The sequence below is a fragment of the Mangrovibacillus cuniculi genome (assembly GCF_015482585.1).
In the GTDB taxonomy this organism is placed as follows: Bacteria; Bacillota; Bacilli; order Bacillales; family R1DC41; genus Mangrovibacillus; species Mangrovibacillus cuniculi.
On sequence record NZ_CP049742.1, the window covers coordinates 445,942 to 459,698 of the forward strand.

Sequence of the window (13,757 nt, forward strand, 5' to 3'; positions counted from 1 at the left end):
TTATGAATGTTTTAGTCATCAGTGCGAGCCCAAGAACGATTGGTAGAACAGGTGTGGTGGGAAGATACCTGAAAAATTCGTACGACGTAGAATTGATGGACTTGGCGAAAAATCCATTACCTTTATATACAGGGGAGCCAGCTCAGGCAGAGAGTGAGCAGATTAAAGATTTTCGTAAAAAAGTGCTGGATGCGGACGGAATTGTGCTTGTTTCACCCGAATATCACGGTGCGATGAGTGGTGCAGCGAAAAATGCATTAGATTTCTTAAGTGCTGATCACTTCCGATATAAAGCAACGGCGATTATGGTTTGTGCTGGAGGCGGAAAAGGTGGAATTAATGCGCTTGGAAACATGCGTACGACCCTTCGCTCATTGTATGCAAATACGATTCCCACGCAGATGGTTTTAGACCCTGTTGATATTGACCGAGAGAATGATACGTTGATGGAAGGCATTGTTCCAAAGGTGCAGGGGTTAATGGAGGAGTTCTTTTACTATACGCAAGCTGGGATAGAGATTCGTAAAGCGAAGGCGAAAGGTTAAGAAAGTAAGGATTCTGATTATAGCCAACGGTATAGCAGAAAGCGGAAAATCGTGATTAGGTATACCAGAGGAGCTTCCAGTGATATAGCAGAGAGCGGAAAATCGTGTTTAGGTATACCAGTGGAGGGTCCAGCGATATAGCAGAGAGCGGAAAATCGTGATTAGGTATACCGGGGGAGAGTCCAGCGGTATAGGAGAGAGCCGAAAATCGTGATTAGGTATACCAGAGGAGCGTCCAGCGGTATAGCAGAAAGCAGAAAACTAAATCTAAACACAGAAAAGGAAGAGATAATCCGCATTATCTCTTCCTTCTTTTGTTTCCCTACTTATTTTAATCCGGATAGCTCGTTCCCACAGAGCTATCATCCATTCCAGTCATCCATTCTTCATCGACTTGCTCATTTGCATGGTCGATGTAGCGTAACAATCCAAACATCTTTCGCTCTATTACGGTGTAATCGTTGGAAAAATGATAAGCATGTAGCAAATGTCCGATTCGCTTTGATAATAAATCATCATCTGTACGAACCATCAATAGTAAAAGGTTGTCCCATTGGGAGCGATGCGCATAATACAATGCACGGTCATAATCTAATCTGTTCATTTGTAAGCCCTCCTTAAAGAGGTTGTTAGTAGTGTATGGAGGAATCTTTTTTTGTTACTGTGTAAAAGTTGTCACTTGATAACAAAGGGAAGGTTAATAATTGGATGTGTAAAATGCCTTTTTTCCGTAAAGTGTTTTTTCGAATAGCAAGAGAAAATTGGTGAATACTACAAAGGAAAATAGCTTAAGGAGTGGAATTACATGATGAAAAAATTCTTAGTAGCTTTATTACTTTTTGTATCAATCCAATCTGTATCACTAGCTCAAGTTGATTATGCTAAGTATGGTCGTATTGCGACTGCAGTTGTAAAAGAAGATTATACTGGAAGCCCGTTAAAGGAATATAAATACCTTGGTCGCCAAGAGGTTTCAAAAGATGAAGTGAAAGACGCTTTCCAATTTAGTGTGACAGATGGCGGCAAAGATAAGCTGGTAGTTGTGGAAATCTCTCATAATTTAAAGAACGACAAGTTATTGAAGTTAAACGTTTACGAAACTAATTCTTAAATCAAATTTCGTCAAAAAGTTTTCATAGTCTTCTCCCTTAAAACTGTGGTACATTATATTCATACAACAGTGTCGAAAAAAGGGAGAAGAGATAATGATTCAAATTCAACAGAAGGATCGTGACATGGTTCGTTCTTTTTTCATAAAGCATTGGGGAAGTCCTCAAATGGTTGTGTCGAGTGGAAATTACCAGTGTGATGAGCTCGAAGGTATGTATGTGAAAGATGATGAGGGAAACATTCATGCGTTATTAACGTACATGATTCGATCGGGCGAATGTGAGATCGTATCAATTGATTGTACGAAACCGAATAAAGGGTTTGGAAAACAGTTACTCCAAGCTGCAGAAGCTGTCGCGAAAGCAGCTGGATGTTACCGCATGAAAGTCATTACAACTAATGACAACTTTGATGCACTTCGTTTCTTTCAGAAGAACCATTACTTTTTATCAGAGTTGAGGGTAAAAGCGGTGGATCAGGCAAGAACGGTGAAACGAGAGATTCCTTTGGTAAGTGCTGAGGGCGTTGCGATTAGAGACGAGTTAATTTTAGTGAAATCGTTATAATTTTTATGGCTGATGAGAGATGGTATTGGATCTTTCATCGGCTTTTTTGTTTTGTACAACTCTGCTTTCTCATGTTTTCGCTGTTTTTTTCATACTGTAGTAATATCCAGATGAAAAGGAGTGACTCTCATGGCCTCCCAGTATGAAAAAGACCTTGAGCGTGCGATAGATGAGATCACAGAGATTGCCAAAGGATTTGGTCTAGATTTTTTCCCTATGAGATATGAAATTTGTCCAGCCGACATTATTTATACGTTTGGCGCTTATGGAATGCCAACGCGTTATTCTCATTGGAGCTTTGGAAAGCAATTTCACAAGATGAAGCTTCATTATGATTTAGGATTAAGTAAAATTTATGAGCTCGTTATCAACTCTGACCCTTGTTATGCCTTTTTATTAGATTCCAATACCTTAATTCAAAACAAACTTATTGTGGCGCATGTTTTAGCACATTGTGATTTCTTTAAAAATAATGTCCGTTTCCAGAATACGAAGCGAGATATGGTGGAAAGTATGGCTGCAACAGCGGAGAGAATTCGGGAGTATGAGATTAAGTATGGAAAGAAGGAAGTTGAGTCATTTTTGGATGCGGTGTTAGCAATTGAAGAACATATCGATCCATCGTTAGTTCGACCGAAATTGTTATGGACACCGGAGGAAAGTGATTGGGAAGAAGAGCAGCCAAAGAGAGTAAGCGAGTATGATGATTTATGGGGCTTAGATGCTAAGAAGAAGGAAAGGGAGCCTGTGAAAAGAAAGAAAAAGGCATTCCCACCTCAGCCAGAGAAAGATTTAATTTTGTTTATTCAGGAACATAGTCGTCACTTAGAAGAGTGGCAGCGAGACATTTTGACGATGATCAGAGAAGAAATGTTGTATTTCTGGCCGCAGTTGGAGACGAAGATCATGAATGAGGGATGGGCGTCGTTCTGGCACCAACGCATCCTTCGTGAAATGGACTTAACCACATCGGAATCCATTGAGTTCGCAAAACTAAATGCAGGTGTGGTGCAGCCTTCGAAAACAAGTATTAACCCTTATTATCTAGGATTAAAGTTATTCGAAGACATTGAACGTCGTTACGACAATCCGACGGAAGAAATGATTCGCCAGGGAGTGAAGAAGGGCTCTGGTCGAGAGAAGATGTTCGAAGTAAGAGAACTAGAATCCGACAGTTCCTTTATCCGCAATTACTTCACAAAAGAGTTCGTCGACCAAGAGGATCTGTATTTGTTCCAGAAGCAAGGAAAAGACTACAAAATCACGGATAAGTCGTGGACAAATGTGCGGGACCAATTAGTTTCTATGCGTGTGAACGGTGGTTTTCCTTATTTAATGGTGACAGATGGTGACTATTTAAAGAGTGGGGAATTGTATATTACTCATGCGTTTGAGGGAATAGAGTTGGATCTGAAGTATTTGGAGCGAGTAATGCCTTATATGTATCAATTATGGGGCAGACCGATTAACGTGGAGACGATTGTGGAGAATCGGAAATTGTTGTTTAATTATGATGGGAAAGGGATTCATCGGAAGTATATCTCGTGAGAAAAGAACAGCCTTGGCTGTTCTTTTTTATGTATTTGACTCAATAATTAATTTAAACTCGATTTATACTTTCGCTAGGATATCCTTTTAGATTTTCAAATGTTGTTCCAAGCTACAAACATCTTCCGTGCATAGTGTTAAAGAATATAAGTTATTATTATATCTTTAGTATGTGTAATCACCACATAGAGAAGTAGGATTGAACCAAGAAAGAATATTGTCCTCAATAAAAAATAATTAAACCAAGTTGGTAAAGGTGTATATTTCCTAAGGTAACTATAGGAAGGGTGATTATAGAAATTCTCTTTGTTACAATCAAAGAACATGTAAACCCCTGAAATGAGCAATAAAACTAACATAATTATATAAAATAAGTTCTCTAACACTGTACTACTCCTAACTACGCTAAATTTATACTTACATCTTTAAAAGCTGCTAATTCTGCATTAAAGTTTTAATAGTTTATCAACGAACTTGTAATTCTACAAGACTGAGAAACTTTGTAAGTAAGGCGGGTTTGAGAGTAACAGAAAAGAGAATAAATAACGAACAATAAAGAGGAGAAATACCATGCAAAAATACACATGTCCATGTTGTGGATATAAGACATTAGACTAAGAAGCGACAGGTACCTTTGATATTTGTCCAAATTGTTTTTGGGAAGATGACATCGTAATGAATGAAGACCCTGATTACTGGACTGGAGCTAACGGTGTCAGCTTAAGACAAAGTCAACGGAACTTTCTTACGTTTGGTGCTAGCGAAAAGAGGTTTATAGACTTAGTGAGAAAAGGAGAATATGAAAAAGATCCATCTTGGGAGCCGGTATGGGAGAAAGAAAAAAGCTCAGGAAGTGAAAACATCTTAATCTTACAATTGAATGGATCTGTACAGAACTCTCATAGCAAAAAAAACTTAGTTATAAATAAGTTTTCAGATGAATTTATGGAAATGTTAGAGAGAAACAATTGGACATTTGGTGGAGAGATAAAAGCAATAGCTTCAGAAATACTAAAGAGTAAACCATAAGAGACAAAGGGACTAATTCCTCGTCTCACCAATATCTCACATGTAAATGATGTCGGGCACTTTGTAATTCCTAAACATTTGTATAAAGACACAGTCCCGTTCCCCACTGTCCCATATAAGAAGTAGTACATTAATTATTGAAACTAAAATAGGATTAAGGTGAAAAGATGTTTAAGATTAAAACTTACTTAGAGAAACTATATTATGATTATGGTAATCCATATATTATGGACAATCCTAAAGAAAGGTATATTGATATAGATGATTCATTAAAGATTAGTGAAATAATTGATCATAGGAAATTCACTGCAGATTGTATTCAAGAATTTATTTCGATTGAATACAATAACAAATCCATTGTTAATTTCGATGTGCCAAGCGGTTTGTCTTTATGGGAAGATACATATTTACCAGCAATAGAGGGTTATATTCAGAATGGTAAAGTTGAAATTATGTATGGAATTGATCCTATATTGTTAAGTTTGGAGGAATCAAATAACAATGAAATGTTATTATCGATATATGATGAATGGAAGCCTAATGATATCTATGTCGAAGAATTTTTACCTCAAAACGAATTTATAGAATCACTTTTGGATAATGCGAGTCATTACTATGAGAAACTAATGGAGTATAAAATTACTGAGGATAGAGAATTACGACACTCCTCATCAAAAGATTATCCAGTGGAAATGTTGAACACAATTCTTGAATTACGGAAACAGATAAAGCGATAACATTTATTAGATTTTCTCTAATTATTTGTAATAAAGAGCGACAGGACTTGTTTCTGAGACAGAGGGTCTGGTTCCTCGTCTCACCAATATTTTAAATGTAAATGATGTCGGGCACTTTGTAATTCCTAAATATTTGTGTAAAGACACAGTCCCTGTCCCATTACCTTCATCATTTTGATTAGACCATAAATAACGGTAGAGTATATTGAAGACACCGGCAAGTCTTTTTTTGTTTAAAAAGATTGCAGAACTCTAGAGTTTTTGTTGCAATCTTCGCTACTATTATTTTGCATTAAACAATTGTGTTTAGGTGAGAAGTATTCATAGATTTTTAGCTCTAAAAATAAGTAATGATGAAGGGAGAGTGAAGTAAGTTGAAAAAGAAAAAAATCGCTTTATCTCTAATTTTAGTGCTGTTAATAATATCTTTATGGTTTAACGGTACTATTTTACAGAAACAAACGGGGTTAAAAGAATGGGAAGAGAGTACATACAATCAATTAGTCAGTAAATTATATATGGGTGGACAGTTATTAGGGTATGAAACACCTTGGTATGAACAAGCAAAAGCATCTTTAGAAATTGGCGAAGCCGCTGTGGTCCTTAACCAATGGATAGTATACAGTGAAAAAACAGGGAAGAAGGTAGGGATTCATGAAAAAGAAGTTGCAAAATATTTAAGGTATAGTGCGGATGTGTTAATAGACGCTGATAATCAGACAGAAAATGACGTTGCGAAGGTAGAGAAATATGTTAAAAGCGTGGCAGACATGCTTCGTTTGCAATTGGGGGAAAATGGAACCATTGGTGATATAACTGAAGAAAATAAGGAAGAGATTTTTAAAGAATTATATGAGCTAATCCAAGTGTAGTGATAGAGAAAATAACAAACTAACCATGCAACTATATAGGTGGCATGGTTAGTTTGTTATGAAGAATTTTTAAAAACATCATAATGACCACCTTGTAACATAAATAAAACTTACCTATTTGCTATAAATAGTTGGGTTTTCTAGCTTACTTCCCGTCCAAATTGTCTACGTGTTATTTTATCTAGTTCATTCATGACCAGAACGCCACATAGTGTCTTGGCAAAACTTCGAAAGATCCTCTACATCCAAATTTATATCCTTTAAAAATTCTCTTTTTCACCTTCGATTTGCCACCTCCAAGGATATTAGTGAGTAAGTGGCAGGTTGTTCAACAAAAAATACCTATTCCTTTGAAAATTTATGAGGACAATCCAATGTAGAAGGAAAGAAGTTAACACTCCTTACTGTTGGTGTGTCCTGCCCATTCGGCAACGTTTCAGAAGAAATTCCCCCATCGGTGGACATGGTTACATCGATTAAGTCGGATGTAGGCATTCCGTCATCGTTCACATATTGAACAAAAAGAAAAAATTGTTAATCTAGATAATGGTTTTTTGAACTAATATAAACCGATAATTTGTGGTAATACTCATAGAAAATATACGTTGAAATGAAGATTTCTATCTTCCTTGATAAAAACTTTATCAGTTTATCAATGAAACTTCATTACAAAAAGACTGAAACGTGAAAAATTTTTTCTATATACACAAAGGTAGTAAGGAGTAGAGATATTGGATATACAAATCGGTTACTTACCCAAGAGAACGTATAGTATACAACCGTCAATAGGTGGAAACTTTCCATTCGCGTTAACAAGTGATCCATCTTATGTTTTAAAAGTAGATCGAACCTATCTTCCAGAAATCAACAGTGATTTTTTCCCGCTATGGATGAAGAATATAAAAGCCTATCCGCTATATATTTGTGCCGAGTTTCCACTAGATATGTTGGATGAGTTTGAAAATGAATGTAAGGAACTTGTTATAAGTAATCGGTGCTTAAAGAGTAAGGATTACTCTTTAGTGGTTACGGAAATCAAAAATGAATTACAGTTTCGAGAGCTGTTTCCTTACTACATAACAATTGGCTTCGGAATTGGTTTAGTTCTTTGGTCCACGAATAAGGATATTATTAGCGTAGTAAAAAGAGAATGGAAAGGAGGAAGTAATAAAGGCTATAGGAAAGGAAAACATAAACCACTAATTGAAGATACTTTAGTGGTAGATTTAGATGAAGAAACAAGTATCTTTTGGATTGGTTACGATGGTGATAATTTTGTAGTCATCTCTAATCGATCATCCTTTTCAACGTATGAGCAAATAGTCCAAACGTTACCGGATTTTGTTGTACCTAACATAGTTGAGTTTGAATGAATATAAGTATAAAACACCTAAGACCCATAGAAAAGACCTGCTTTTTGTGGGTCTTAGGTGTTTTAATAGGATGGCTCAAGCTGAGAGGGTCTCAAGTAAGGTTGATGAAATAGCAATGGTGAAAAATCTTTAAATGACGATGCAACGATTGTTTTGCTATAAGGAACATCAGCTTCTGAGTAATCTTCATAAAAGTAAACAACAGTCGGTTTTTCCGTACAATTTGTATAATCCATAGCAAAGCAAGAATGTGGATAGGTTTCCCACCCTAAAAGAACGATATTTTCAGGAAGAGTTAACTTTTTTAACTCTTCTCTATACGAGAAAATCCCTTCACTATCTTCTTCTTCTGTCCCATCTAAATCAATCCCTAAAAAGTAGGGGATTCTACATTTGCCATAACTCTGTATGTGTATTTTATTAAAGTATAGCGTTCCGCCGTTACTTTCTTTTAACAACTCTATATATTCTTTAGGGAACTCCACACCTAACTTATATTCAGCTTTTTCTATAACATCATTTTTGGCTGGAAGAACTTTTTCGTCCCAAAAGCCTTTTTCTCTATAGTAATGCATAACTTCTTAATCCACCTCTGACTCTAAATCCTAGCACGCTGTTGATCTAGTAGTTTTATCAACTTACTTTGTGACTTAAGACTTCGTTCCATCCTTTTTACACGGATAGAACTTTGTAGATAGGCTCTTACCTTTCTATTGGTGAAAAACAATTTTCGATACTTTTTGTCCTCGTAGACCTTAACAAACCATTTATACTGTTTTAGCAGCTCTATATGTTTATCGATTTTCTTCGTGTTTAGTGAAATTGTGTTTACTTGGAAAAAACTTAATAAGAAATCAAGCAAATGACTGTCACACCAATCTGTACTTTTATGATGTAAATTATATCATATGCACAAAAGAGCATTATATTGAATTTTTCAAGCACAGGCGTTTCTTTTTATTAGACATACTGTCAATCAAGAAACTAAGAAGTGCGAGAGAATCCTTTGTTATGGTAAATTAAGTTTATCAGAATGCAGACTGGTTAGTTCCCTCTCAAAGTATATAAACCAAGAATGGTAATTTATTTAATTAAGAGTATTTGGTAAAGTAGTAAGTAAAATTGAGCAATTGATGTTAACTGTAAACTAGATCTGCTAAATAATTTAATGTAGAGTTGCAGGTGAATATAATGGAATCCTATCCTTCAGAATTAGATTTCATATCTTTATTTGAGTGTATACCAACAAAAAAAGATGAAAAGGAAATATTTCAGTACGACGAGACCACTTTTGCATTTGGCATAAATGACTATGACTATGAAGTAATAGTCTCCCCTTTTTATCACAAATTTTCTCTTCTAGTAAGAACCATAGAAGACAATGAAACCATAGGCTTTTACGACTTTAATTCAGTTGACAGGATTGAGATAATTTCTGATAGCAAGAACAAATCTTCTCTTAGATTATTTATGGAAAATGATCGTGACAGGTTTCTAACGATTGTTGAAATTACTTTCAAACCAAGATTTAAGTTTCTGATGAAAGAATTGTACCGATAGTACAAACCTCATAATCATCTACCAGCAGAACGAAAAATATAGAAACAATAGTCTAGAATCGGAAGTTGTTTAACTTTGATAAGATAGTGATTCATCGCAAATATATCTCGTGAAAAAAGACGCCTTGGCGTCTTTTTTTCTTAAATTTATATTGAGGAAGAGTATATTATATCTGACTAGACACGAGTAACTTTCCTGTACTTTCGTTCTAAAAATATAGGTGCTATATTTAATAAGATAGAAACAATTGTCAAAAACCAAAATGCCCTTGCCATACCCGGTATTACGTCTGATAAAGCCGCCCAATCTTCTTCTATTACCCACCGAGTTAGGTAACTGTAATCTGCACAAATTGTTAATGCTGTAAATGATAATGCCAACGCCATAGCGAGCTTATAATCTCTTCCTACCTTATACAAATATAGATTTACAAAAGTTGATATTATTGCAATTACGCCAAATATTATCCACATAAAGATTCTCCCGTAGTTATAAAAATTTTTTTCACATTCTCGCCTCTAACAATCCTCCAAGACATCTTAATAGTCGTCAAAGACCCCCTTAATTAAGCGGAACATCATTCTTGGAATAAAAGTTAGTATGTTCCATAGCAACTGACCAACTAATTCACTACTAACATCCCTAAAAAAACGCCTAATAGATCTTCTTTTACTCATCTTCGTTCTACCTCCTATTCTATTTGTCATTTCCGTACGTAAGACACATAGGAAGAAGCTCTTAACTGTAACGCAGGAGAACTGAGTTCAATTATTTCTGTCTTCCCATCAAGCGTAACCTTTGCATAGATGGAATTTGCAGACTCAAAAGGAAATTCCAATTTGTTATTTGCACTCGTTGAACCTCCACCTCCAAGATTTACAGGGCCTCTATAGGGCATAGCAGACGAAGATAACCGTTTGTTACCCATGAAAAAAAGATGGCATAATCACTCACATTACCTTCTCCAATATAGGTAAGTTTGCCATTCCCATGAATAATTTCAGTGTTAGAAAGTTTCACTAGGTAATCTTCAATCTTCCAACTCTCACTTTTACCTTCCAGTTGAAGTAAAAATAAATATTGGTCATCATTATCTTTCGTAAAATGTAACGCAACAAAAATACAATTAGAAATAAGTAACAAAATAATAGCAAGAAATTTAAATTTCATAACTTCATTCTCCTTTAAACCTTTATATGCAAAATTAACATTCGTTTCCATTATCTATTCTCAATGTAGTTGACGTTTTCCTTCTTGCTTTCATTAGTCTAGGAAGGTGGATCATATGTTTGACTATAAAACACACCATCCCACTGTATTTTTAGTTTAAATACTTTTCCTATTTTAGGGAATGTTATTCTTGAATGATGGAATAGGAGGATTTGAAAGTGAGATACCCTAAGTATGTAAAGGCATGGTCAATAGTAATGATGCTTCTACCTTGGTTATTAATACCTTTGTTAGGAAAAAGTGCTTTCAAACGATTTTTTCCATCAGGTATATTTATTTCGTTTGTAGTTTTATTTGTCAATTGGATTGCTAGAAAAAGACGATGGTGGAAATGGTATGACGCCTTTTCTCCAAAAATCACATGGGTAATACCATTTACATGGGGGCCATTTTTAATTGGAGCAATGTGGATTTTAAAATTAACTTATGGAAACTTTTTGCGCTATATTGCGCTGAATATAATTATTGATGGAATGTTTACATATGGTTTGGGATATTATCTAAAGCGATTTAAAATATTTTCTTTACTAAGGCTAACGAAAAACCAACTAATGTCTTTGTTTATGATAGATGCGTTAATTCTATATGGGTTTCATTATCTTAAAGAAAAAGTTCAATGATTGTAAACTACAATATGACAAGCTATCAATTTCTTAGTAAGTTTAAATGAAAATATAGCATTAGGAGACAATGTTAATCGATTACGTTAAAGTAATTATTCGGAAACTATTGCGTAGGCTATGAAGTATAGACAGTCAATCTATTTAATGGATTGGCTTTTTATCATTTAGTTTAAATGAAAAGAATTATATACAATTTTAACATTCATTTAAAATATATCTCTTTCCTTAAAAATACAAATAGTTGAAACCGCTTGTCGCGAATATACGTAAATCAAGAATGATGTTGAGGCGGAGGGAAAAGATGTGGATCAAATTGAAATCATTAACTTGGTACCAAGATTCTTGAAATTTTATCAAGAAGCAAAAGCGGAGGAGATAGATAGAGAAAAACGGTGGGAACTATGGAAGGAACACTATAATTTTGCTGCAGTACCTCCTGGAGAGGAAGGCAAAAAAAAAGCTAGACAGCTTTTAGATAATGCTTGGAATCAGTATAGAGAAAGAATTAGATACCTTGAGAATTGGGAATCAGATGTTAGGTCGGTGGAACTTTATCTATCAAAAGTAAAATCCTTATTAGGGTATCAAGAACCAATTAACTTAGTGGTAGTTTATTTCGTAGGTGGTTTTGAGGGGAATCCTTTTGTAGCACCATATGATCAAGAACGATTAGCTTTATGTCTTCCAGTTGAATGCAATAATACCACCATTATTCTATCGCATGAACTAACACATATAGTCCATGCATCGACTGCGAACTTTTCTACAAAATGGGAGAGATCCATCGCTTCAACGATTTTACAAGAAGGATTAGCAATGCATGTAAGTAAGCAATTAGTTCCAGGAAAAGAAGAGGAATCTTATACAGAGTTTACGAAAGGATGGTTAGCTTCTTGTAAAGCAAGTAGGGAAGAAATCTTTAAAGGAATACTTCCTTATTTAGAAGACTCTAGTTCGGAAACCGTATTTAGATTTACGATGGGACTGGGAACTACCAATCATGAAAGAGAAGCATATTTTGTAGGGTGGGAAATGGTTAATTACCTCTTAGGTAGAGGAACCACACTAGAAGAGATAGCTTGTATTCGTGAAGATAAAATGATTAATTATGTTCGAAACATACATAAGAAAATGTTAATACTTTAACAGAAAGTGTTATCAATTTTTTACGGAGATATGTTGATATATAGACAAATCTTTGGATGGATTTCTGGTATTGTAGTAATGGGATTAAATCTTTACACAAATGTACCTATACAAAAGTATCTTGATAATCAAAATGGAATAAAGATAAAAGAGCCAATAACACCTATGGCTTAATCTTTAACTCGTTCATATTTATTATTACACAGAACTGAAAAGTAATAATGAGGAGAGAAAAAAAGATTATTGGAGTGTACTTATGTCTTATAAAATTGTCTTTTTTGATGTAGATGGAACTCTTACTAGTCATATAGATGGAAGTATTTCTGAAGGTACAAAGAGAGCAATTAGAAAGTTAATTAATCGAGGAATAAAAGTGGTTGCTGCCACTGGAAGACCATTTTCTATGTGCAGAGAGTTAGAAGACTTAGGGATACGAACGTTTATAACTGCAAATGGAGCGTATGTAAAAGACAACGATACCGTCCTTCATAAGATCCGATTTGATAACGATGTACTAAAAGAGGTCATGAAGTATGCAGGAGAAAAAGGACATGGACTTTCTTTTTATACAGAAAAGCTTCATACAAATGGTGTGAAAAATGATCAAATCAAAAAGGCATTGGAAGAAACACTTTCCTTATCAGAGTTTCCAAAGGAGGTTCTTGGAGAGGAAGAAGAAGTCTACTTGATGAATCTCTTTGCGGATGAAGATATGATAAAAGAATATCAAGACATGTTTCCACAATTAATATTTAAAAGATGGCATCCATACATTTTGAACGTGTTAAAAGAAGACGTATCGAAATCTTTAGCAATAAAAGAAGTGTTAGATTACTTTCATTTAGATTCTTCAGAAGCCATTGCTTTTGGTGATGGTGGAAATGATATTGATATGTTGGAATACGTCGGGTTAGGTATTGCGATGGGGAACGCGAGCGACACATTGAAAAAAATAGCGGACTTTGTGACGAAAGGATCTCATGAGGGTGGGATTTATTATGCACTGGAAAAGTTTGAAGTAGTTTGAGATTGTGGCAATTTAGCTTTTATGGACCTGGAGAGATAATACAAGAAAAGACAGGAGTCCCGCAAAAGAAGTCTATTGAAATATGTATCTTAGAGAGGAATGATGAATAGAAGTAAAGAGGTTTCTCATATGCTTATTATTCTTCATCCCGTTAAAAATAAAATAACGTATCAAATAGAGTTACTAATTTATATACCTTAATCGGTAGCAATATTCGATTAACCTAATAGGAACGGTAAGAAAGAATTAAAGGATGACATTATTCGTGTTTATGAGAAATATAGCTTAATTGAATTAGGCATCTTCAATATAGAAGGTGTTTTTATTTTGTGAAAAAATTAGAAATTTATACCAATACACTCTTCTGTATATTATAATTTTAACAAAATTA

Annotated in this window: 16 protein-coding genes and 1 pseudogene; 12 read left to right on the top strand and 5 right to left on the bottom strand. The window is 34.8% G+C overall.

Going from position 1 to position 13,757, the window contains the following annotated elements; genetic code table 11:
- The first annotated feature begins 2 nt into the window (after positions 1-2).
- Positions 3-545 carry an NADPH-dependent FMN reductase gene (locus G8O30_RS02195; protein WP_239673366.1) on the top strand — a complete coding sequence of 181 codons (543 nt, stop codon included), beginning with the start codon at positions 3-5 and terminating at the stop codon, positions 543-545.
- Positions 546-876: 331 nt separating this feature from the next.
- Here G8O30_RS02195 and G8O30_RS02200 read toward each other — a convergent pair whose 3' ends face one another.
- Positions 877-1,149, bottom strand: coding sequence for a YhdB family protein (locus G8O30_RS02200; RefSeq protein WP_239673367.1), 273 nt, complete (start codon positions 1,147-1,149; stop codon positions 877-879).
- Between the two features lie 201 nt (positions 1,150-1,350).
- Here G8O30_RS02200 and G8O30_RS02205 point away from each other — a divergent pair, with 201 nt between their 5' ends.
- The 7 genes and pseudogenes from G8O30_RS02205 (at position 1,351) to G8O30_RS02235 (ending at position 7,780) form a co-directional block, all read left to right on the top strand.
- On the top strand, positions 1,351-1,656 hold the full coding sequence (locus tag G8O30_RS02205; RefSeq protein ID WP_239673368.1) for a DUF3889 domain-containing protein: 306 nt from the start codon (positions 1,351-1,353) through the stop codon (positions 1,654-1,656).
- Positions 1,657-1,750: 94 nt separating this feature from the next.
- On the top strand, positions 1,751-2,221 hold the full coding sequence (locus G8O30_RS02210; protein WP_239673369.1) for a GNAT family N-acetyltransferase: 471 nt from the start codon (positions 1,751-1,753) through the stop codon (positions 2,219-2,221).
- 129 nt (positions 2,222-2,350) lie between these two features.
- A complete protein-coding gene (locus G8O30_RS02215) occupies positions 2,351-3,769 on the top strand; it encodes a SpoVR family protein (RefSeq protein WP_239673370.1) in 1,419 nt (472 codons plus the stop codon).
- 570 nt (positions 3,770-4,339) lie between these two features.
- Positions 4,340-4,597 (top strand): annotated as a pseudogene (locus G8O30_RS02220) (CPCC family cysteine-rich protein); the annotation flags it as partial.
- A 368-nt stretch (positions 4,598-4,965) separates the two neighbouring features.
- The gene (locus G8O30_RS02225; RefSeq protein ID WP_239673371.1) at positions 4,966-5,535 is read left to right on the top strand and encodes a hypothetical protein; all 570 of its coding nucleotides are present in this window, start codon (positions 4,966-4,968) and stop codon (positions 5,533-5,535) included.
- Between the two features lie 374 nt (positions 5,536-5,909).
- Positions 5,910-6,407, top strand: a complete 498-nt coding sequence (locus G8O30_RS02230; protein WP_239673372.1) for a hypothetical protein — start codon at positions 5,910-5,912, stop codon at positions 6,405-6,407.
- Between the two features lie 731 nt (positions 6,408-7,138).
- Positions 7,139-7,780, top strand: a complete 642-nt coding sequence (locus G8O30_RS02235) for a hypothetical protein (RefSeq protein WP_239673373.1) — start codon at positions 7,139-7,141, stop codon at positions 7,778-7,780.
- Between the two features lie 62 nt (positions 7,781-7,842).
- Here G8O30_RS02235 and G8O30_RS02240 read toward each other — a convergent pair whose 3' ends face one another.
- The 4 genes from G8O30_RS02240 to G8O30_RS02255 all read right to left on the bottom strand — a co-directional run bounded on the left by G8O30_RS02240 (position 7,843) and on the right by G8O30_RS02255 (position 10,510).
- Complete coding sequence (locus G8O30_RS02240; protein WP_239673374.1) at positions 7,843-8,355, bottom strand: SMI1/KNR4 family protein; 513 nt, start codon at positions 8,353-8,355, stop codon at positions 7,843-7,845.
- Positions 8,356-9,516: 1,161 nt separating this feature from the next.
- A complete protein-coding gene (locus G8O30_RS02245; RefSeq protein WP_239673375.1) occupies positions 9,517-9,813 on the bottom strand; it encodes a hypothetical protein in 297 nt (98 codons plus the stop codon).
- Between the two features lie 66 nt (positions 9,814-9,879).
- Positions 9,880-10,017, bottom strand: a complete 138-nt coding sequence (locus G8O30_RS02250; protein ID WP_239673376.1) for a hypothetical protein — start codon at positions 10,015-10,017, stop codon at positions 9,880-9,882.
- A 199-nt stretch (positions 10,018-10,216) separates the two neighbouring features.
- A complete protein-coding gene (locus tag G8O30_RS02255; RefSeq protein ID WP_239673377.1) occupies positions 10,217-10,510 on the bottom strand; it encodes a hypothetical protein in 294 nt (97 codons plus the stop codon).
- 218 nt (positions 10,511-10,728) lie between these two features.
- On the opposite strand from G8O30_RS02255, the gene G8O30_RS02260 reads away from it, so the two are divergent.
- From G8O30_RS02260 to G8O30_RS02275, 4 genes are all read left to right on the top strand, one after another.
- On the top strand, positions 10,729-11,190 hold the full coding sequence (locus tag G8O30_RS02260) for a hypothetical protein (protein ID WP_239673378.1): 462 nt from the start codon (positions 10,729-10,731) through the stop codon (positions 11,188-11,190).
- Between the two features lie 306 nt (positions 11,191-11,496).
- Positions 11,497-12,339 carry a hypothetical protein gene (locus G8O30_RS02265; protein WP_239673379.1) on the top strand — a complete coding sequence of 281 codons (843 nt, stop codon included), beginning with the start codon at positions 11,497-11,499 and terminating at the stop codon, positions 12,337-12,339.
- A 30-nt stretch (positions 12,340-12,369) separates the two neighbouring features.
- Entirely contained in the window at positions 12,370-12,513 is a 144-nt protein-coding gene (locus G8O30_RS02270) for a hypothetical protein (protein WP_239673380.1), read from the top strand.
- Positions 12,514-12,595: 82 nt separating this feature from the next.
- Positions 12,596-13,366, top strand: coding sequence for a Cof-type HAD-IIB family hydrolase (locus G8O30_RS02275; RefSeq protein WP_239673381.1), 771 nt, complete (start codon positions 12,596-12,598; stop codon positions 13,364-13,366).
- Positions 13,367-13,757 lie beyond the last annotated feature (391 nt).